Below are 23,936 nucleotides of genomic sequence, written 5' to 3' on the forward strand. Positions count from 1 at the left end.
GCCTTTTCTAGCAAATAACATGATGGCGACAATAAAATACAATAAGTAAACAGGCACTGCAACTCCTGACGTTATTCCAACAATCGCAATAGCCAATAATAAAAATAACACACCCGAAAAAATTCTATGTTTCATCGTGAAAGTCGCTAATAACGCTATAAGTGCTATTAGTAAGGCTGATAATTTAATAATTTTTATAAAAAATTCAATCAGACTATAGCTGTCAATTTTTGTGTAAAGAAAAAAAGTATCTACAAAACTAGAAAGCAAAAATCTTACAAATTCAGGAGTTAAAAATATTGCTTCCAGTTGCCTCTTGAAAAATCCTGTGTACATTAAAATCACCACTGAAATTAAGATTATGTTCGCTATCCAGGCTAAAGTTTTTTCTATTTTTCTGTTGATTGATTTCATAAACTTCCCCTCTTTTTTCAATTATTAACTAAATTATATCATAAAGGGGAAACAATTTATTTAGATTTAGCTACTCTTAAAGAAAAAATCTACAGGTGACTCCATTGATATATGAATGAATTTTTATCTCCATTTTCCACAGCTTCAGATTTATTATTATAGATACGCTACTCAATTCCATATAAAAAACCTAAGCAACAAAATGCAATATACTATCCCTTACTACTCTGTCTAGTAAGGAGACATATATCTATGCTACTTAGGTTTTATTAATATTTCACTCGTGCCCCGGAATTGGCTGTGAGCCTAGTAAATTGGACTCCCATTTAGTGACTGCAATGTAGTTTGCTTGTAAGCTACATTAATGTGAGCCTAATTGGCTGTATACAATTTTAGTTACAAGGCTAATTTCGTTACATATTGATTTAATAACGAACTAGCCTAGCTGTAAGCCTATAATTTTTAACCTTTAAATACTATCTTCCACGACGTTTTGCTTGTGGAGCTGCTTTTCTTACAGGTTTGTGGTTTTGTTGAACAACAGGTCTGTGTGCTGCTGGTTTTTGAGCAACTGCTGTTGGTCTTTGAACAGCTGGTTTTTGAGCTACTGGTCTGTGTGCTACTGCAGTAGGTCTTTGAGCTGGTTTATGTGTAGTTACTACTGTAGGTTTGTGGTTTGTCACTACTGTGTGGTTTGTAGTAGAAGAGTGACTTACAGAACCTGAAGCAACTAGTTGTTTATGAACTTGAGTTGTAGCTACTACGTGTGCTTGTGTTTGAGTAGTTACGTAAGTGTAAGTTTGAGTGTATGGTCTACTAATTTGGCTCTCAGGCTTTTTAGTGAAGTACACTTGGTATACTAATTCTTGATCATAGATCTTGTTAGCTGCGATTTGACCTTTACTTTCATTAGAAAAATCACGTTTTGAAATGTTGTATTCGTTAGCTAAGTTTTGAGGAAGAGAGATTGTCGCAAATACGTTCTCGTCTCCTGATAATTTTGCACTTTCTGCTAATTTTTTATTAGTTCCTTCTTCTAGGTAATCAACTCTCACATTGATTTTTTTGTTTGCAGCTTCTACTTTTGCATCATTTACATTAGCAAATGAGAAAACGAATAAAGCTGGTAATGCTGCTTTTAATAGTTTTTTAAACATAGTTTCTCCTTAATGTATATTTTATTGGAATTGATATCTTAATATAATTACGTATCTTTACCGGAATTAATAATATCATAAATGAAAATTTACGTCAATCATTTTCCGAAGAAATTTTATTATTTTACGAAAATTTATCCAGTTGAAAAACAACCCAATACCTGCACTCTTGATTGAACTTAAAATATACTTAAAATACAGTTAAAATAGTGATAATTATTAGCGCAAGAAGATATTAATCTTTAATTTACATATCAACTATCTACTCTTTTTATTATCTCTAAAATGAAATAAAAAATATTTATTTAATATAAATATGTTAGTAGGATTTTTATTTATTCTCAAAGTAATTCTACTAAATTTTCCACTCTTATTCCACCCAAATACAAAACACAGAGAAAACCCCTGAAATCAGATTTTCTTCCGAACGCCTTCATAACATAAAAAATCGAGGATGAGATTTCTCTCATTCCTCGATTCATGAATAGTCGTAAAGTTACTCTACTTTAATCCTATTTATCTTCTTTTTTACGTTTTCTGATTGCTGCTGCAATTCCTGCAAGTAATACACCGAATCCTGCTGCCGCTGTGTTAGATGTTTCGTTACCAGTGTTTGCTAGACGTTTGAATTGAGATTTAACTACGCCTACTGGACTTCTTTCCCCTTCTGGTTTAGCTGGAGCATTTGGATCCATTGGTTTTTCTGGTGTGTTTGGAGTTCCTGGGTTTCCTGGAGTTTGACCTGGTTTTTCTTCTTTAATTTCCTTGTATACGTAAGTAACTTCTGTTGTTCCTTCTGTTACTTTACCAGTTTCAGCACCTTTAGTTGCAGTTGGTACTAATACGTATTTCTTACCATCTTTTGTAGTGATTGTAGCTGGTTTATTGTCAGTTGTGTCATATGCTGAATTTATAGATCCGTCTGTAGTATCTTTAACATCTTCTGCGATTGTGTTACCCGCTTCATCTACATAACGAACTACTACGTTTCCTTTAATTTCTTTGTACACATATGTTACTTCTGTTGTTTTACCTGCTTCAACACTTCCATTTTCGTTACCTTTAGTTGATGTTGGTACTAATTCGTATACTCTTCCTTCTGGAGTTGTAATACGAGTTGGTTTCACATCTTTTTCCATAGTGTTGTACGCTGCACCTGGTTTACCGTCTTTAGTACCGACAACGTCTGCTTGGATTGTATTTCCTGCTTCGTCTACATAGTGAACTACTACTTGTCCTGCTTTTTCGTAAACGTAAGTTACTTCAGTTTTACCTTCTACTACGTCTCCTGTTTCAGGTTTAGAATCATCTTTAACAGCTTTTTCTGTTAAGTAGTAAACTACACCATCTTTTTCGATTGTTGCTGGTTTATTGTCAGTTGTATCGTACTTAGCGTTTAGAGAAGCACCTTTAGTATCTTCTTTATCATCAGCAATTACGTTACCTTCTGTGTCAACGTAGTGAACTATTACATCTCCAGTTACTTCTTTATAAACGTAAGTAACTTCTGTTGTTCCTTCTGTTACTTTACCATTCTCAGTACCTTTAGTTGCAGTTGGGACTAATGCATATTTCTTACCATCTTTTGTAGTGATTACAGCTGGTTTGTTATCAGTTGTGTCATATGCTGAACTTACTGATGCGTCAGCAGTATCTTTAACGTCTTCTGCGATTGTATTACCCGCTTCATCAGTGTAGTGAACTACTACGTTTCCTTTAACTTCTTTGTATACATATGTTACTTCTGTAGTTTTACCTGCTTCAACACTTCCGTTTTCGTTACCTTTAGTTGATGCTGGTACAAGTTCGTATACTTTTCCTTCTGGAGTAGTGATGCGAGTTGGTTTCACATCTTTATCCATAGTATTGTACGCTGCACCTGGTTTACCATCTTTAGTACCCACAACGTCTGCTTGAAGTGTGTTTCCAGCTTCGTCTACGTAGTGAACTACTACTTGTCCTGCTTTTTCGTATACATAAGTGATTTCTGTAGTTCCTTCTACAACAGCACCATTTTCTGGTTTAGAACCTTCTTTAAGTTCTTTAGCTGTTAAGTAGTAAACTTGTCCATCTTTTTCTAGTTTAGCTGGTTTGTTGTCAGTTGTGTCATATTTCTCACTTAGTGATCCATTTTCTACATCTTTAGTATCTGCAGCTAATGTGTTTCCTTCTGTGTCAACGTAGTGAACTACTACATTACCAGTGATTTCTTTGTACACGTAAGTTACTTCTGTAGTTTCCCCAGCTTTAACTTTACCTGTTTCATCACCTTTAGTTGATTGAGGGATTAATTCATATACTTTTCCTTCTGGAGTAGTGATACGGTTTGGTTTCGTGTCGTTATCAGCAGTGTTGTACGTTGCGCCTGGTTTACCGTCTTTTGTAGAAACAGCTCTCACTTGGATAGTGTTACCTTTTTCATCAGTGTAGTTAACTACTACTTGTCCTGCTTTTTCATAAACGTAAGTTACTTCAGTTTTACCTTCTACTACGTCTCCGTTTTCTGGTTTAGAGTCATCTTTAAGAGCTTTTTCTGTTAAGTAGTAAACAGTTCCGTCTTTTTCGATTTTTTCTGGTTTGTTGTCAGTTGTATCGTATTTAGCATTTAGAGAAGCACCTTTAGTATCTTCTTTATCGTCAGCAATTACGTTACCTTCTGTATCAACGTAGTGAACTACTACATCACCAGTTACTTCTTTATAAACGTATGTTACTTCTTTAGTTTCTCCCGCAACAACTTTACCATTTTCGTCACCTTTAGTTGCTGTTGGTACTAGTTCGTATACTTTTCCTTCTGCAGTTGTGATACGAGTTGGTTTCATTCCATTATCAGAAGTGTTGTAGTCTGATCCTGGTTTTCCATCTACAGTGTCTTTAGCACCTGAAGCTACGTTAGCACCTGCTGCATCTACACCTACTAATGGAGTTCCATCTTCTGTTTGGTAGTTAACTACTACTTGTCCTGCTTTTTCATAAACGTAAGTTACTGTAGTTGTACCTTCCACTACATCTCCAGTAGCTGGTTTAGAATCATCTTTAATTTCTTTAGCTGTTAGGTAGTATTTAACACCATCTTTAGTGATTTCAGCTTTTTTGTGGTCTGCTGTATCGTATTTAACGTTTAGAGAAGCATCTGTTTCGTCTTTTTCGTCTTCAGCAAGTGTGTTACCTTCAGTATCTTCATACTTAACAACAACATTACCTTTAACTTCCTTATAAACGTATGTTACTTCTTTAGTTTGACCTGATTCTACAGTTCCTGTTTCATCACCTTTAGTTGATGCTGGTACTAATTCGTATACTTTTCCTTCTGCAGTTGTGATACGAGTTGGTTTCATTCCGTTATCTGCAGTATTGTACTCAGAACCTGGTTTTCCATTGTCAGTGTCTTTAGCACCTGAAGCAATATCTTTACCATCTGCAGTACCTACTAATGGAGTTCCGTCTTCTGTTTGGTAATTAACGATTACTGATCCAGCTTTTTCGTAAACGTAAGTTACATCAGTTTTACCTTCTACTACATTTCCAGTTTCTGGTTTAGAACCATCTTTAAGACCAGCTTTTGTAATGTAGTAAACAGTTCCGTCTTCTGCAGTGATTTTTTCTGGCTTATTATCAACAGCAGTGTCATATTTTTCGCTTAGAGATGCACCTTTAAGGTCATCTTTGTCAGATGCGATTGTGTTACCTTCTGTGTCAACATAGTGAACTACTACGTCACCAGTAACTTCTTTATAAACGTATGTTACTTCTTTAGTTTGTCCAGCTACTACTGTACCTGTTTCATCACCTTTAGTTGATGCTGGTACTAGTTCGTATACTTTTCCTTCTGCAGTTGTGATACGGTTTGGTTTCATTCCATTGTCAGAAGTATCATATGCTGATCCCGGTCTTCCATCTACAGTGTCTTTAGCACCTGAAGCTACGTTAGCACCTGCTGCATCTACACCTACTAATGGAGTTCCATCTTCTGTTTGGTAGTTAACTACTACTTGTCCTGCTTTTTCGTAAACGTATGTTACTGTAGTTGTTCCTTCTACTACATCTCCCGCAGCTGGTTTAGAACCGTCTTTAAGCTCTTTAGCTGTTAGGTAGTATTTAACACCATCTTTAGTGATTTCATCTTTTTTGTGGTCTGCTGTATCGTATTTAACGTTTAGAGAAGCATCTGTTTCGTCTTTTTCATCTTCAGCGATTACGTTACCTTCTGTATCTTCATACTTAACAACAACGTTACCTTTTACTTCTTTATAAACATATGTTACTTCTTTAGTTTCTCCAGCAACAACTTTACCAGTTTCTTCACCTTTAGTTGCTGTTGGTACTAGTTCGTATACTTTTCCTTCTGCAGTTGTGATACGAGTTGGTTTCATTCCGTTATCTGCAGTGTTGTAGTCAGTTCCTGCTTTAGCGTCTGTTGTGTCTTTAGCACCTGATTCAATGTTTGCTCCATCTGCAGTTCCTACTAATGGAGTTCCGTCTTCTGTTTGGTAGTTAACTATTACCGATCCAGCTTTTTCATAAACGTAAGTTACTTCAGTAGTACCTTCAACTACGTCTCCAGTTTCTTTAGAACCATCTTTAAGTGCTTTAGCTGTTAAGTAATATTTAACACCGTCTTTTTCGATAGATTCTTTTTTGTGATCAGTTGTATCGTATTTAACATTTAGAGAAGCATCTGTTTCATCTTGTTCATCATCAGCAAGTGTGTTACCTTCAGTATCTACATACTTAACAACAACATTACCTTTAACTTCTTTATAAACATATGTTACTTCTTTAGTTGTTCCTGATTCAACTTCACCTTCTTCTTCACCTTCAGTTGATTCTGGAACTAATTGGTAAACTTTTCCTTCTGCAGTTTTAATACGTTCTGGTTTCATTCCATTATCTGCAGTGTTATAAGCTGTTCCTGGTTTACCGTTATCAACATCTTTAGCACCTGATTCTACAGTTTTGCTTTCGTCACCAACTACTGTACCTGTAAGAGCTGTTCCGTCTTCAGTTTTGTAATTAACGATTACTGATCCAGCTTTTTCGTAGATGTAAGTTACTTTTGTAACACCTTCTACTACTGTACCTGTTTCAGCTGGTGATGTAGTTTCTTGATCGTTTACAGCAGTTTTAGTGTTTGCTTCGTTTAGGTAGTAAACATTTCCAGCTGCATCTGTAAGTTTTTGTGGTTTTTCAGTTTCATTTTCTTTAGTGTTGTACGCTACGTTTTTAGGTGTTCTAACCGTTTTGTCTTCTACAACTACTTCTTGTCCATCAGCATCAACATAGTACTTCTCAGTTACTACTTCAGCTACTGTTTCAGGAGTATCAGTGTAAGGATCTTTTAATACTGTTCCGTCTTCTGTTTGGTAGTTCACTACTACAGAACCTTTTTTCTCGATTTCACGAGTTTTTTCTTCTGCATAAGTGTAAGTGATTGTTGTAGTACCACTTGCTAAACGGTAGGCACGAAGAGGAGTGATTTCATCACGGTAAGAATACTCTTCAACATCCGGCGAAGGACTATTTAATTTAAGAACAAAATCAGGAGTATCTTCTAAAGTACTTGATTCTGATTCAGAAACGCTTGATATATCTACTGTTATATCAGTTGTAGGTCTTCCTTTATCATCAACTTGATCTCCCTTATCAGCAATAATCGCGTTAGGATCACCAGCTTTTGCCCCTATTCCTAAAGAAATATATCGTTTGAAATTAAGGAGGTTATCTTCAAATCCTTTTTCTTGAAGATATGCAAGATATCCTTTTACAAGAGTTTTGTTTGTTACTCCTGTTAAAGTATCTGGAGCCGCTTTAAATTTTTGTACCATTGCATATGTTCTATTTACAGTAGCCCCAGTTCCATCTTTATCATCTGCTACATTATCACTAGATGTCAATTGTATACTTGCTGTTAAAGCGAAACTCTCAGTTTTAGCTGTTACATAAGTATTTTTCTCAAGGACAAAAACGTAGTCTCCTTCTTTGATTCCACCATCAGCTGTTACGTTAGCTGAAGTGAAGTCTTTTGCTACAGCTTCACCAGCTTTGAATGCTTCTACCATCTTAGCATCAGAAGTGATTGCACCTGAATCAGCTTGTACATATTTACCATATGTTCCTTTTCCTGTTTGCTCAACAATCCAAGCTTTCCCACCAGCTTTTACAGTATCATAAGTGATTTTACCTTCTGCATTACTTAATCCTTCTGGAGTAAGTTTCGCAGTTACATCACCTAGAGTTGTGTCAGAGTACACTCCTCCACCATTTCCAGTAGTTTCAACCTTAGGTTCTCCGATTAGGTGGTAAGTTTTCCCATCTTTTTCAATTGTTGCTTTCTTACCGTTTTCTTTAGCGTCATTTAGGTCGCTATCCTCTGCATCTCCACCTGTTGTTCCTTTGAAAACTTCTCCTGATTTTCCGTATACATCGTATGGTGTTTCAATAGTTTTATCAGCACCAGAATTTTGGTTTTTATTTTCTTCTAGAACAGTATTACCTTCAGCAGTTACATATTTGTAATCTACTTTTCCTGTTTTAGTAATTGTATTTGTTCCCTCTGCAGTTGGATCAGTTGAAAATTGCCTACCTGCATCTGGGTTCTCAATATTAGCTGTATCTACAACTACAGAACCCTTGTCGTTCGAAATCGTTGTTGTGTTATCGCTGTTTTCTGTCATCGCAGCTTCTGCTGAGTTAGCGCCAGCTGATAATGCGATCGCAGTACCAACGATTACACCGATTGCTCCGATTTTAACCGAATCAGAACGTCCGTTTTTGAACTTACGTATCGAGAATTTATCATTCTTATTTATTAACATAAATTTACCTTCCTTTTTTATTTTTTATAACTTAACAATATTTTCTTTCATGATTTTTCCTAAACAAAACTTAAATAACTAACGTTAGTTCAGAAATTCTCAAAATACATTCTATCACTTTAAAGTCTTAAATGCAATTATTTTGGTATTAGATGAACGTTAATAATATAGAATATCATTCACTTTTTTATTTTCAATTATTTTCATAACTTTATGTCAAGTCGGAAATAATTAAAATTTGCGATTCTTTAAAGGTTTACAGTAAAAAATCCACCCTTTCGAGTGGATTTAAGTTTTCAGTCTTTTCATTGTGATTTTTTTAATATTTTTTGGATATTTTAGATTTACTATTATGTAAATTTGTCTATACAAACTACCAACCTAAAGTTACAGTTATAAAGTCACAACCAAGACGACGCAATTCATTTTGTCTATCATTATAATACTGCACTGCGATTCCTTTTACACTTACGTTTTGAGTGTTTTTTAAGTGTAAGCTGACAGATGATGTGAAATGATATACTTCGACAAACTCATATTCTTTAAACAATTCTACTAGAGCATCTTCGAATATTAAAGGTGTAACTAGGTATTTCACATTATCTATTTTGAATTTTTCCTTTGGGTGGGGGACATAATAATCTACATTCAACGCTTTTGCATAAGTCGTAATAAAGTTCACCGAGATACTCTCGTCTTCTTCTGAAAAGTTCTGACCGAGAAGCACCTTAGCTGTTTTTCCATTTTTAACTGGTTCTATATCTAACTTAAAGAAATCTTGCAGGTACACCAACTTCTCTTTTGCGACAACATGAAAATCACTATCGTACAGCGTGTAATGTTTTTCTGTATTGTTAATTAAATCATCGCGAGTTAAACCATATTTCCCTACTTGTCTGTAATCCAAAGGTAGTGCGTACATTCCCCTTGGATAGACATCCGCATAACCGTCATCAAAACTCATCAAGTGCTTATATTTTGAACGAGCAACTATATCTAGTATCAACGGATTATCAAAACTCGCATAAAATATTTTATCGTATTCTTTCGCGCACTTATTAAGAACTTGTTCATAAGTCCCTTCATCAGTACCATGAAATACTAAATCAAAATCACGAGAATAATGTTGTTGCCTTTCATTCATAACTGGCATAAGATACACTTTCACAAATTTTTCTTCTGAATATAGCTTTTCGATATAGTTAGCTATCTTCGCCTGCAGCGAGGTCGTTGCGATTATTAAATTCTCCATAGTGTTCTCCTTTCACTTTTTATCTAAATTTAAGGGCATGACTCTACAATCATGATTTCACAGAAATTGATTTTGTCGAGCCAGCCCCTTATTTCTTATCTTTAATTATATTGCTGAACCTGCTTAACTCTTATTCATTAAATCCAAGTAATACTTGCTTACATTTTCTAGCGAATATTTTTTCGCTAGGTTTATATTACCTTTGTTAGATTTTTGGAAGTCGACTTGTTCCATCTGCATTATTTTTTCTACTAGTCCAATTTGACTTCTGAATAATGTTATTGCATCTGACTGACTAGCGTAATATCTATGCGCAAAATCAACATCAGATAATAGTCCCAATAGACCTTTACTAGCCGCTTCCACGAAAGCATTCGCAAAAAGTTCAGTAAAACTCGCCGAAATATAACACTGATGTTTTTCATAAGGAACTTCTTCTACAATTCCTACAAATTTGATATTAGGAGTAAGTTCATACTTAGATTTTAACTCATCAAGGCGTTCTTTAGTTCCACCGTAAAATGTAACTTTTACTTTAGAACCAAGGTTATATAATTGTATAAAAACTTTAATAACAAGTTCTACATTTTTCAACTCTTGCATATTTCCTACAAGGCAGTAATCAGTGACTGGACCAATATTTTTCACCTCAGCAAAATTCTCCGTAACCATAGGCGGTAAAAATCTCACATCGTAGTCAAGTTTCGCAAGTTCCTCAGTAAGTCTTTCACTAGCGACTAAGTAACTAGTTTTCCCACGAAGATTCGCAACTTGCAAGTTACGAAGGACATTTTCATGAATAACTTCGTAATAGTTTTTCCCAGTATTTTCCATAAAACGGCATAGGTTCGGCGCTGGGACGATATGCTGATCACGAATAAGAAGATCATCCTGCTTAGCATTAACCGCAAGATATTTCACAAGCAAATCCTCTTCTGCCAGAATTTCATCATCTTTAAGGAAGATATATCCTGGGTAGAATAGACGAACTGGCACCGGTTGTTTAAATGGATCCATGTATTTCATTTTCAAGGCTACACTACCATCACTATTGTACAGAAGCACCTCTCCAGCTTTATAATCTTCGAAAAGAAACGGAGCTTCAGTGAAATAAAACTTACCTGAACCATCACTTAGAGTAACAGAACTGACGAAACCATCTTCCGTCAGAACAAGTTCGTCGCCTTCTTCTAATTCAAGAACGTCAGGACGAATCGAAGGTTCTTTATGTGCAATATCAGAATAACTGAACGGCACACACACGATCTCCTCATCTAGAAAACCTAGTTTTTTAATATCTTCTTTCCAGTTATCTCTAATTTGAGGTGAACTTGCTAGATGCAGATAGTCTACATTTAGGTTTCTCGCTATCTTCGCTCTATATAATTGAGTAGTTTCAAAACCGTATCTATTCGTTTCTCTAACCGGGTGCATAGTTATTATTCTTGGCATAATACTTCCTTTCTCTATCTAAAATTTACTCGATCTAATATTTTTCTGCGGATTCATCATCTTTCTATATACTATTTTAATCAATTAATTTTATCATAAATAGGATTAGTCCGCAATAAAAGTGGGATAGCATGTGAGGAAGAACTTTCTCATCGTTTCTAAATTATAGAAAATCACCCTCGAAATGTATCGAGGGTGATTCTTTATTTTAGACTTCCGATTAAATCTTAGTCTTCTTTTCTACGTTTTCTGATTGCTGCTACAATTCCTGCAAGTAATACACCAAATCCTGCTGCCGCTGTGTTAGATGTTTCGCTACCTGTATTAGCTAAACGTTTAACTTGTGCTTTAGGAGTAGTTGCAGTTACTTTTCTGAAGATGTGACGGATGTTTCCATTTTCGTCAACTACAGTTCTTACGAACTCGTATCCTTCAACTGTTCCAGCAACGCTAGTTCCATTTTCTGATGGTTTTAATGGATTTCCATTCTCATCTGTCCATGTTGTAACGATGTTTGTAGTTGGGATACGTGTTGCTTTCTTGAAGATATGGCGTACATTTCCTTCTCCATCTACTACCGTTCTATCAAATACATATCCTTCGATTGAACCTGCATCAACTGTTCCATTTGCAGATGGTTTTAATGGGTTTCCATTTTCATCTGTCCATGTTGTAGTTGCTTTTACTTTTTCGTAGATATATTCTGTATCACCGTTTGGAAGTTTCTTACCTTCTACTAAGCGATATCCTGGAATATTTCTTCTTTCTTTTGTTCCTTTTTCTGTTGTAGGCACATTTGGAATTGGGTTTCCATCTTTATCTCTGTGGATAGTTTGAACCGCTCTGTAGATATGTCTAACTGTTCCATCTGAATCTGTTACTGTTTCAACGTATTGATATTCTGGAATATCTAGAACTGGTGATAACATGTCGTATTCAAATCCTGGGATTACGTTTCCTTCTGTATCTCTGATTAGTCCTTTTGGTTTTTCAACTGATGGAGTTGTTACTTTTTCGTATACGTGTTCGATGTCTCCGTTTGGAAGTTTGTTAGTTGTTACAAATTTGTATCCTGGAATATCTTTCTTAGGTTGTTCACCTACTTCTGTTGTTGTTCCTGGGATTACATTTCCGTCTTTATCTTTGAACACTGTGTTTACTTTTTCGTATACGTGTTCTGTATCTCCATTTGGAAGAGTCTTAGTTGTTACGAATCTGTATCCTGGGATATCTTTCTTAGGTGTTGTTCCTTCCTCAGTTGTTGTTCCTGGGATTACATTTCCATCTTTATCTTTGAAGAATGTTTGAACTGGAGCGTAAGTGTGAACTGTATCTCCTTTTGAAGTAGTTGTTGTACTTACTAGTTTGTAACCTGGAATGTTCTTAGGATCTTTTGTTCCTTCTTCAATTTCAGTTCCTGGAATTGGGTGACCAGCTTTATCTACGTATCTTGTAGTTACTTTTTCGTATACATATTCTGTATCACCATTTGGAAGTTTCTTAGTTTCTACTACTTTGTATCCTGGAATGTTCTTAGGATCTTTTGTTCCTTCTTCTGTTGTTGTTCCTGGGATTGGGTTACCGTTTCTATCTACATGTTTAGTTGTTACTGGTTCGTAGATGTGTTTAGTGTTACCTTTTTCATCAGTTTCAGTCTTAACAAGTTTGTATCCTGGAATAGTTTCTGATGGGTTCTTACCATCTTTAGATGGAACTAACTCTTTACCATTCTTATCAACAAATACTGTGTCAGGACGAACTGTTGGTGTGTAAGAAGCTTTGATTGTCTTACCGTTCTTATCTTTACGTACAACTTCTACTGGTGTAGCTGTTCCTACGAAGTCTTTTTCTGGAGTGAATGTTACTTTACCATCTTTATCGATTGTGTAAGTTCCTTCTCCTGGTACTTTCTTCTCAGTTGTTCCGTCAGCGAATGTTGGAGCTACTGTAGTGTCCACATCACCTTTGAATACTGGAGTATTAGATTGAGGTTGGTTCTTAGCACCTTCAGATACTACGTTTTCTGTAGATGTTTTACCTAATACTGTTGGTGTGTATTTAGCTGTTACTGGTGTTCCGTTTTCGTCAACACGTTTAACTGTTACACCTTTAGCTGTTCCTACGAAGTTTGGTTCTGGAGTGAATGTTACTTTACCGTTCTTATCGATTGTGTAAGTTCCTTCTCCTGGTACTTCTTTCGTAGTTGTTCCATCTTCGAATGTTGGAGCTACTGTTTCATCGATTGGTACTGTTACAGTTTTACCGTTTACTTTAGTAGTTCCTGGTGTGAATACTGGAGTTTCTGATTGAGGTTGTCCTTTTTCACCAATTGATGTTACATCTTTACCTGTTGGCGTTACTGGTAATACTACTGGAGTGTACTTAGCTGTTACTGGTGTTCCGTTTTTGTCAACACGTTTAACTGTTACACCTTTAGCTTGACCTGTGAACTCTTTTTCTGGAGTGAATGTTACAGTTCCATCTGGAGCAACTGTGTACGTTCCTTCTCCTGGTACTTCTTTCGTAGTTGAACCATCTTCGAATGTAGCTGGTTTAGTATCATCAAGTTCTACAGTTTTTTCTACACCGTTAACTGTTGTTTTTCCTGGTGTGAATACTGGAGTTCCAGTTTGTTTAGCACCTTGTACATCAGTTGTAGTTACACCTTCTGCAGTTGGTGTTACTGGTTTAACTGTTGGTGTGTATTTAGCTGTTACTTCTGTTCCGTTTTTGTCAACACGTTTAACTGTTACACCGCTAGCTTTACCAGTGAATTGTGGTTCTGGTTTGAATGTTACTACACCATTTTCATCGATAGTGTAAGTTCCTTCTCCTGGTACTTCTTTAGTAGTTGATCCATCGTCGAATGTTGGTTTAACTGTTTCGTCGATTTCTACAGTTACTTCTTTACCGTTAACTGTTGTTTTACCTGCTGTGAATACTGGAGTTCCAGTTTGTTTAGCACCTTGAACATCTTCAGATACTACGTCATCTGATGTAGGAGTAACTGGTTTAACTGTTGGTATGTATTTAGCTGTAGCTGGAGTTCCGTTTGTATCTTTACGTTGAACTTCAACTCCTTGTGCTTTACCTGTGAAGTTTGGTTCTGGTTTGAATGTTACTTCACCAGTTTCTGGGTTGATTGTGTAAGTTCCTTCTCCTGGTACTTCTACTGAAGTTTCATCAGTTGGTTCGCCAGTTTCTGGATCGATTAATTTAGCTGGTACTGTTGGATCGATTGGAGCTTTTTCGTGTCCTTCAGTAAATGTTGGAGTTCCACTTTGCTCTTGACCTTGTGCACCTTCAGAAGTTACCCCTTTAGCAGTTGGTTTAACAGGCGTGATATTCGGAGTATAAGTTGTTTTTACAGCTGTTCCGTTTTTATCTTTCGCTTGAACTGTTACTGGTTGAACTGGACCTGCGTAAGTTTTATCTGTTGGAGTGAATACTGCAACTGGATCTTTACCATCTTCTATTTTAAGAGTGTATTTACCAATTACATTTCCTTTTGGATCTTTAGCTGGTACTTCTGGTGCTGGTTGTCCATCTTCACCTAATAATGTGTAAGTATCTGGATCGATATCTACAGATTTTTCTGTTTTAGCTCCTGTTACAGGATCTTTAACAACCGCTGATCCACCTGTGAATTTAACTGGTTGTTCTTGTGTTTGACCTTGAATGTCACTAGAGTTAGCTGGTTCTGCTTTTGGAGAAGTTCCAACCACTGTTGGTGTAAATGTACCAGTTGCTGGTGTTCCATTTGTATCAACACGTTTTACAGTTACACCTTTAGCTTTTCCTACGAAATCTGGTTTTGGTTTAAAGTGAACTGTTCCATCTGGATCTACTCTGTATGTTCCTTCATCTGTTACAACTTCAGTAACTTCTTGTCCTGTAGTTGGATCAATTAGTTTAGCAGGTACATTTTCATCGATAGGTACTTCTTTTTCCACACCATCAATATTTGCTTTACCACCATGGAATTTCGGTGTTCCACTTTGTTCTGCACCTTGAATATCCGCAGTTGTTACATCATCTCCTTCTGGGTCAGCAGGTACTACTACCGCTGTGTAGTCAGCTGTTACAGGTGTTCCGTTTGTATCTTTACGTTGAACTTTTATCGGAGTACCTTTACCTGTGAATTGTTTATCTGGAGTGAATGTCACTTCTCCAGTTTCAGGATTAACTGTGTAAGTTCCTTCTCCATCAATTGTTACTGAATCTACTGGTTGACCAGTTTTTGGATCGATTAGTTTAGCTGGTTCTTTAGGATCGATAGGAACTTCTACTTCTTTTCCATCGATTGTTGTTTTACCAGGTTTGAATTCAGGAGTTCCTTTTTGTTCTGCTCCTTGAATATCTTTTGTAAATGTATCTACACCTTTTGGTGTTACTGGTTTAACAGTCGGTGTGTAAGTTGCAGTTGTTGGAGTTCCATTCGCATCTTTCGCTTGAACTGTTGCTGGTACTGGAGTACCTGTAAAGTCTTTATTTGGTGTGAATGTTACTTTACCTGTTGTTGGATCGATTGTGTATGTACCAACTTCTTTTCCGTTAGCGTCTTTCGCTGGAATTGTTGTTGCATCAGTTGGTTGTCCAGTAGTTGGATCGATTAATTTAGCTGGTTGTTCAGCATCAATCTTCATAGGAACTTTAGCATCACCTGGTGTGAATGTTGGAGTTCCTTCTTGAGGTTGTCCTTGAGCACCTTCAGTTGTTGTTGGTTTTCCTGTTGGTTCTACTGGTGTGATGTTTGGAGTGTAAGTTGTAGTTACTGGAGTTCCGTTTGTGTCTTTAGCTTGGATTGTAACTGGTTCAACTTCTCCTGCATATGTTTTATCAGTTGGTGTAAATACCGCAGTTGCTTTACCGTCTACAACTTTAAGTGTATATGTACCGATAACATCTCCTGCTGGGTTTTTAGCTGGTACTGATTCTGCTGGTTGTCCATTTTCATCTAATAATTTGTATGAAGTAGTGTCGATTGGCACTTCTTTTTCAACACCGTTAACAGTTGCTTTACCAGGTTTGAATGTTACTTCTTTAGATTGTTCAACACCTTGTACGTCTGTTGTTTCAGCTGGGTCTGCAGTTGGTGTTACACCTACGATAGTTGGAGTGTAAGTTGTGTTTACTTTAGTTCCGTTTTCGTCTTCTGCTTGTACTTTAGCTGGTTGTACTTTTCCTGTGTATTCTTTGTTAGTTGGTGTGAATGTTACTTTGTTAGTAGCTGGGTCAATTGTGTATTCCCCTACTTTGTTTCCTTCTGGATCTAAAGCGTCTACTGATCCAGTTGCTTCTGTTCCATCCGCATTTAGTAATTTAGCTGAATTAGCTTTGATTGGTACTGATTTTTTAACACCTTCTACTGTTGTTTCACCAGGTGCAAATGATACAGTTCCATCTTGTGGTTGTCCTTGGATACCTGAAGATTCCGCTGGTGTCGCTGTTGGTGTTACACCTACGATGTGTGGAGTGTAAGTAGTGTTTACTTTAGTTCCGTTTTTATCTTCTGCTTGAACTTTAGCTGGTGTTACTTTACCAGTGTAAGTTTTATCAGTTGGTGTGAATGTTACTTCACCTGTAGCTGGGTTTACTGTGTATTCCCCTACTTTATTACCTTTTTCATCTAAAGCATCTACTGGTCCAGTTGCTTCTGTTCCATCTGGATTTAATAGTTTTACAGAGTTTTCTTTAATTGGCACTTCTGCATTTCCTGCTGTGAATGTAGGAGTTCCTTTTTGAGTCTCACCTTGTACTCCTGCAGAGTCTGCTGGTTTAGCTGTTGGTTCTACAGCAGTTACTGTTGGAGTATATTTTGTAGTAGCTGTCGCTGTTACAGGTTGACCATCTTTATCTTGACCTACTGGTGCTGTTAATGTTACGTCAACACCTGTTGCAGTTCCTTTGAATGTTGGAAGTGGTTGGAATGTTACTTCACCTGTTGTTGGGTTGATTGTGTAAGTTCCTTCTCCATCTACAGTTACAGAGTCAACTTTAGCTCCAGTTTTTGGATCTACTAATTTAGCTGGGTACTGTGCATTTGGTGTTACTGGTGTAGCTGAATCACCTTCTGTTTTGAATGTTGGAGTTTTCTTCTGTTCTTTACCTTGTACATCTGTTGATGTTTCTGGATCTGCAGTGATTTCTTTTGGAGTTACTGTTGGAATGTATACAGCATCCATAGTTTTTGTAGTAGTTGTATGCGTACCATCATTGATGTTTTCAAGTTGGTTTTGAGCTGTTAATGCAGTCCATCCAGTAGATTGACCATTTGAGTCTACAGCACGTAGTACGATACCATCAGCTTTACCTACGAAATTAGCTTCTGGAGTAAATGTAACCTTATCGTCTGTTACAGTGTATGTACCTTGACCTGCTTTAGTGTAAGTTTTTGTTAATGTTCCATCTGGGTTAACAATCATTACTCCTTCAGTTTGAACTTTTTTAGTAGTTTCAGCACTGATTACGTTACTTTGTTCAGTATACTGAATTTTACCGTATGAGTTGAATGTAGTTTTTCCGTTGTTAGAACCTAGGTCAGATGCATCGTCACCTAATGGTCTTGTTCTGAACTCGATACCAACTGATTGAGTTTCACCTTGTTTCCCAGTAGTTTCTTCTTTATCTCCACGAGGTGGATGAATTACTTGGATTTGGTTATCTTCTACTTCCCCTGAGTAAGCTATTCCATTTGGTTTTTCTACCTGAGATTCATCTTTTGCGATACGAACACGGAAGTTTACTACATCTTTAGTAGTATCAACTACTTGAGTGTTTGTAAATGTTAATTCTACTGTTTGATCATTTCCTGTTACTGTAGCAATATTAGATTCTTCACCTTTATCAAATTTACCGTTTCCGTTGAAATCAATAAATCCACGAACATAAGCTGGTGCAACTGTATCTGTATAGTTGTCATTACCATTAGCTGAAGCTCGAACTTTAACTTTATAAGTGTTGTCCGGACCTCTAACTAATTGGACTTCTGGACGTCCTGTATCTTTATTAATATGTACATTTTCTGGAGCAATAAGTTGATCTACACCTTCATCTCCAGTTTCTGTAGCATCATCAGAACCTATTCCACGTACATGAGTACCTGGTGCAGAGTCGATATCCGCTTTTACTTTACCTAAGTATGGTTGTTGAATTTGTTTCTTTTGTTTAGTTAAGTAGTCTACAGTTTCTGTTCTTAAGTAGTGTTCAGCTAAACCGTATGATTCTGGAAGATCTCCAAAGTCAGAGAATTTGATACCAATCATAGAAGATTGTTGTCCAGATGACATGATGTATAATCCTACTTCAGTTACGTTTGCTGTAGATAGTACTGGGGTTCCCGCTCCACCATTGTTACGATATCCACCGAATACTTGAGAACCTAGACCTGCAGTAGCAGCATCAGGAGTTGCAAATTTCCCACCGTTTAAGGCATTAACAAATTTTTCATCTTGCCATTTAAGGATTGCAGTTTTACCACCATTAAGGTCTTTAAACTGATCAAGTGGAACATAAGCATTTTTATTTGTTTTATATCCAACAATCGCTGCTAAATCCCACGGAGTACCATTAGTCGTATAAATTTCAGACTCAAGTGGTCCGATATCTTCCCCAGATGTCATAACAATACCAGGTTTTACAGGTTTACCGTTATAGGTCGCTGTTACATCGAATTTAACCCCGGCTGCTTGACCGTTTTTAGGTTGACCTGCAGGGTTCGTTCCTGCAATCGTTGTTTTAGATGACCCAGTTGATAAGCCAGCATTATTAACGTGTGTATATCCGTTTTGAGGATTTGCTCCTAATCCTGTTGCACCTTGTTCTGGGTTAAATTTATTTTCTTTATCTGGTTGATAAGTATTTTCTAAGTCCGTTCCTGCTACACGGTTTTTGAATGTCTCAGTTGATTCAAATGGTTTTAATTCTTTAACCGTCATTGTAACGATATAACCTGGAATTAATTCTTTCTTATAAGTTGAACCTATTTGAAGTTGGTTAGATGCAGTTAGATTTGTCCAAGCATTTGTATCTGCAAAGTCTAACCATTGGATTTGGTCATTTAAATCTTTGATTTCTTTTAGATTATCTTCTTTAGTTTTTACTTTGATATCTGATAATGAAGAATAACCATGATCTTCTAACCATTTTTTACCTGTTTCAGTACTTGCATCTTTAAGAGTTGTTGTTGCTTCTGCTAATACTGCTTCGAATTTACCATTACGTTTTGCTCCAGCGTTCTCTAACTCTGTGTAAACTGCTTTAATAGAGTTGCTTAATTCTGCTAAACTTTTAGCGATTTGTTCTTTAGTAGCTTTGTCGTTACCTAGTAATTCTTTAGCAAGTTTTAAAGCTTTTTCGTTTTTCACTACTGCAGCTTGTACTGCTGGTTTTGCTTCTACTTTTAAGTCTTTTTTAGCTAATTCAGTTTTAGCAAGTGTGCTAGTTACTTCTGCTTCTGAAGCTACTTGTGTTAATTCTTTTTTAGCTGCTGCTAATTCTTTTTCTTCTTTTGTAGCTTTTGCTTCTTTAGCTTTTTGTTCAGCTTCTTTTTTCTCTTCTAATTTTTTGTCGAAAGCTTGAGTTTTAGCTTCTGTTACTACTTGGCTTAAAGCTTGCACTGCTTGTGCTTGTGCGTCTACTTCAGCTTGAGTAGCTGCTTCGTTAGCTAATACTGCTTTAGCTGCTGCTAATGCTTCTTTCGCTGCTGCTACAGCTGCTTTGTCAGCATCTTGAGCTGATTTTAATTTTTCTTCTAATGTTGCAATACTTGCTTTTAAGATTTCTTTTTTAGCAGTTGCTACTTTAGGGGCTTCTTCTTTTGCTACTTCTGCTTTTGGTGTAGCTTCAGTTTTCGGTGCTTCTGCTCCTACTTTTTCTGCTACTGCTGAAGCAACACTTTCTTTAGTAGTTTCTACAACCGGTTTTACAGCTACTTTAGGTTCTTCTTTTAACTTTTCACCTGAGTTTGTTGCATTGTCTACAGTTGTATTGTTCGATACATCTTCACTGGCTTGAGCTACTGCCCCAGCACCTAAGAATATACTAGCACCGATTACTACTGATGCTGTTCCGACTTTGAATTTTTTAATAGAATATGATTCTACTTTTGTACCTTGTTTGGTATCTTTTAAATATTGGTTATTTTTACTTACCATATATTCCTCCTTAATTTTTTTCTTGAACAGCTTTTTAATGAATATTTAATCTTAATTGTACCTAAAGAAATATAACTTTTCGGGTATTTCTTTTTGGTTGTTTCGATATCAAGACAAATAACTTTACCTCTTAATGTATCTCCCCGATTTTATATTCATTTTTTGCTATTCTACATCTTTTTGTCGTTATTAGTAAACTTATGATGAGAAATCCATACGGACTCTTAACGTAATTTTACCTAAATTAAATTTGTTTGTCCATAAAAATGACTCATAAATTCTCAAAAAATTTTAAAAAATGTTATTTTTATTAACTTTAATTTATTTTAATAACAATTATATCTATTTTAATTATACAAAAACATTATTTAATAGCCTTTTTCAGTAATTTTACTTTACTTACAATATGCTGAGAATCATTATATTGTAAGTAATACTAAAAACAATTTTTCTAACTTTGTAAAACCCTATACCCCCCTGTATTTCTGTCTATTTTTGTAGACGTTTATATAATTCTTAAACTAGAGAACATTTACAAAATATTTCACTATTATCTTTCTCATAGACTTTCCATTAAACTTTATTAATTATTCACATATTTTATTTTAGCGATTCTAAAAATCTCTAAAATTACTTTAGGTTATCATTTACTATTTATCTGTAAATCTGTTATAATCATTACTCCCTAAAAACCCCCTTACATTATTTAATTTCAAAGGAGAGAAACAATATGAAAATGTACAAAATCAATAACAATCAGGAAATAGAGGTATCAGACAAAATATATTCAGCTATTTGCTACATGAGCTACAAGGTTAGACGTGCGAAAGCAAAAGATAGGAAGTATAATCTATTTTTCATATATGCATTCGATACAGAAGATAGTGACGGGGAAAATCTAATTAGGGACACCTCTCCATTAACAGATGAGATAGTAATTACTAATGATATTTATAGAGCATTATATGATGCTCTAGCTACTTTACCTACTGAAGATCAACTTCTTCTGGTTGATTTATTTATAAATGATAGGTCTATACGTAGTATCGCGGATAGTAAACACTGCAGTCCTATGACTATCTGTCGACATCGTGATAGACTTTTTAAAAAACTTGCTGTATTACTAGAAAAATATAAGGATAATATTATCGTAGAAAATTAGTACAATATGAACATTGTGTGAACTTTTACATAATTTTTGTTACAAATAGCAAAAAAACACACTATATATAGTGAAGGGGACTTTTTTCGTAAGGGGGTAAATTCATTTATATTTCACAATATAATTATTTCCTACGTTACTTCTATTTCTACATAATTGTCTTTATTAAGAAGATATTTGTATAGAGAGTGGTATATAGGAGGAGTCACTTATGAATAAAAATCTATACTTAAATGATAGGGAGACAGAATCTTTTTACGAATTGCTTGAAGTTAAAAAAGATTTAATTACTATGGCGCTTTATAAGGTTAACATACCTAGAAAACTTCATCATGAATTTTACAATTATGGACTTGAAGGTTTATTGGTCAGTTTCTTAATCCTTAACGAAGGAAGAATTGAAGAAAAAGACTTTGACCGATTCGCTTTCACTACCATTAAGAGAAAATTAATCGATGAAATCCGCTATAGAAATAAAGATAAGAGTGTACCTTTAGATATTTTTGACAATAACAAATTAGATGCTACGGATGATAATTATTCACTAGTATATATACAGTTGTTAGAATATTTAAAGGATACACTAGAAGAGCAAGAATTGAAATTTTTCTGCGAATTTATAAAAACTTTGAATATGAAACAAACCGCAAAAGCGATGAATATCTCATTAGCCACGGCATATAGAATCCACAAACGTGTAAAGGGAGTTTGTGAGGAATTCTTACTAACTAAATAGAATATTATTAACCACTCTCTATATGAATATCTAATATATATAACTCCTATCAAAATAAATACTAAACTGACTTCATCCTGTCAGTTTTTTTGTTTATCTGTAGGCATGTATGAAAGCTATTGCACCGCGATTTTTTAGATGGGGATGGCGCAGTCATATCAGAAAATCAATTTTGGGAATAAAAAGATATACTCAAAAATAAATCAACCTCGCTGAATAAAGTATAGAAAGGTATTTAAGAAAGTTGTCTAATCTGACTGATAAAATAAAAAAAAATATCAAAAAGTAATTCAGATTAATCAATAAAGTATAAAAAAGACACCCTCGAAAATTATCGAGGATGTCTTCATTTATTATAAAAGGGGATATACTAAATTTCGATATGAGATTTACTCATTCAATAAATATACTGTTTTACCTTTAAAATATTCTATTTTAAATTATTTTTCGTCATTTTTGCGACGTTTAATTGCTAGTAATCCTCCTAGGATCGCCATTCCTAATCCTGCTAAACCAGTATTAGTTTCAGTTGCACCTGTGTTTGCTAGGCGTTGTCCTAGTTTAGAATTTGATGTATTATTAGAAGCTTTAGCTACTACTAATTTTTCCGCTGGGATTACTACTACTCTTCCATCTGGATATACAATTGTTGTTTCTCCAGTTACTGAAACTGTAATCTTAGCTTCTTTTAGTTCTGGATTTGCTTTGATTAATGCTTGTTTAACAGCTTCTTTTTCTTCATCCGTCAAGTTCGTTAAGTCTCCTACTTGAACTTTTTCAGGGAAGTTGATTTCTGGTAATGTATTTACTGATGGTACTTGTGCTTCTTCTTTTTTGAAGATATCTTTAGCTAAGATTGTGTAAGATTTTCCGTCTTTAAGGATTACAGTCGCATTTCCTTTCGCATCGAAGATAACTTCGGCTACGTTTGGATTTGCTGCTTTAATTTTCTCTTTAGCTCCTGCTTTATCTGCATCTGTTAAGTTGTCTAAATCTGCCACATCTTGTTTTTCAAAGTCAAGGTTGATATTTTCGCCATTGTTTTTAGCTGCCACATCTTTTGCATCTTTTACTAATTGTTCTGCTGAGATTGTCGCTGTTACACCGTCTTTAGTAGTTACCGTTGCATTTCCTTTCGCATCTACTACTACGATTGCTCCTGGATTTACTGCTTCTATCGCTGCTTTGATCTTAGCGATTTCTTCTGGTGTTAAGCTGTCTTTGTTCGCTACTAATGTTCTTGTTGCTGGTGTGTTAATTCCACTTTGTGCAGCTGTATCAGTTACTTTATCCGCTGGAATTACTAGTTTAGATGCTGGAATTACCGCAACTTTTCCATCTTTAGTCGTTACTGTCGCATTTCCTTTATCATCAACTACTACAGTTGCTCCTGGATTCACTGCTTCTACTGCTTTCTTAACTGCTTCTTTTTCTGCATCTGTTAGAGCATCTTTGTTCGCTACAGCTGTTCTTGCAGTTGGTGTATTGACATCATTTCCTGCATTTTCTTTTCCTAAATCTGCTTCTGACTTAACTAAATCTGTTGCTGGAATTACCGCTGTTTTTCCTTCTGGTGTTGTTACTGTCGCGTTTCCTTTGTCGTCAACTACTACAGTTGCTCCCGGGTTAACTGCTTTAACTTTATCTTCGATTGCTTTCTTCTCAGCGTCTGTAAGTTTAGCTGGATCTGCTACTAGTGTTTTATCCGCTGGCTTAACGATGTCATTTCCTGCATTTGGTTTAGTTGCGTCTTCTGCTGATTTTACTAAGTCTGTTGCTGGAATTACCGCTGT

9 protein-coding genes are annotated in these 23,936 nt (G+C 35.7%); 2 read left to right on the forward strand and 7 right to left on the reverse strand.

Going from position 1 to position 23,936, the window contains the following annotated elements; genetic code table 11:
* The 6 genes from O3884_RS07420 to O3884_RS07445 all read right to left on the reverse strand — a co-directional run.
* Positions 1-414: hypothetical protein (locus tag O3884_RS07420; protein ID WP_371452669.1), on the reverse strand; the 414-nt coding region annotated here is incomplete at its 3' end.
* A 476-nt stretch (positions 415-890) separates the two neighbouring features.
* Positions 891-1,571 (reverse strand): hypothetical protein, encoded by a 681-nt coding sequence (locus O3884_RS07425; protein ID WP_371452670.1) that lies wholly within the window; start codon positions 1,569-1,571, stop codon positions 891-893.
* Between the two features lie 512 nt (positions 1,572-2,083).
* Positions 2,084-8,386, reverse strand: coding sequence for a MucBP domain-containing protein (locus O3884_RS07430; RefSeq protein ID WP_371452671.1), 6,303 nt, complete (start codon positions 8,384-8,386; stop codon positions 2,084-2,086).
* Between the two features lie 373 nt (positions 8,387-8,759).
* Entirely contained in the window at positions 8,760-9,638 is an 879-nt protein-coding gene (locus O3884_RS07435) for a glycosyltransferase family 52 (RefSeq protein WP_371452672.1), read from the reverse strand.
* Positions 9,639-9,761: 123 nt separating this feature from the next.
* Positions 9,762-11,090, reverse strand: a complete 1,329-nt coding sequence (locus O3884_RS07440) for a glycosyltransferase (RefSeq protein ID WP_371452673.1) — start codon at positions 11,088-11,090, stop codon at positions 9,762-9,764.
* Positions 11,091-11,317: 227 nt separating this feature from the next.
* Positions 11,318-20,245: a GEVED domain-containing protein gene (locus tag O3884_RS07445; RefSeq protein WP_371452674.1), complete on the reverse strand. Its 8,928-nt coding sequence runs from the start codon at positions 20,243-20,245 to the stop codon at positions 11,318-11,320.
* Positions 20,246-20,975: 730 nt separating this feature from the next.
* Between O3884_RS07445 and O3884_RS07450 the strand changes: the two genes are divergently transcribed.
* Together O3884_RS07450 and O3884_RS07455 are read left to right on the forward strand one after the other, a co-directional pair.
* Positions 20,976-21,407, forward strand: coding sequence for a sigma-70 RNA polymerase sigma factor region 4 domain-containing protein (locus O3884_RS07450; protein WP_371452675.1), 432 nt, complete (start codon positions 20,976-20,978; stop codon positions 21,405-21,407).
* Positions 21,408-21,618: 211 nt separating this feature from the next.
* Positions 21,619-22,143, forward strand: a complete 525-nt coding sequence (locus O3884_RS07455; RefSeq protein WP_371452676.1) for a sigma-70 RNA polymerase sigma factor region 4 domain-containing protein — start codon at positions 21,619-21,621, stop codon at positions 22,141-22,143.
* A gap of 440 nt (positions 22,144-22,583) precedes the next feature.
* On the opposite strand, the gene O3884_RS07460 is transcribed toward O3884_RS07455, so the two are convergent.
* Positions 22,584-23,936, reverse strand: a 1,353-nt coding sequence (locus O3884_RS07460) for a MiiA motif-containing surface protein (RefSeq protein WP_371452677.1), incomplete at its 5' end; no start/stop codon positions are given.

Source organism: Gemella sp. 20925_1_85, assembly GCF_041433735.1.
Lineage (GTDB): Bacteria > Bacillota > Bacilli > Staphylococcales > Gemellaceae > Gemella.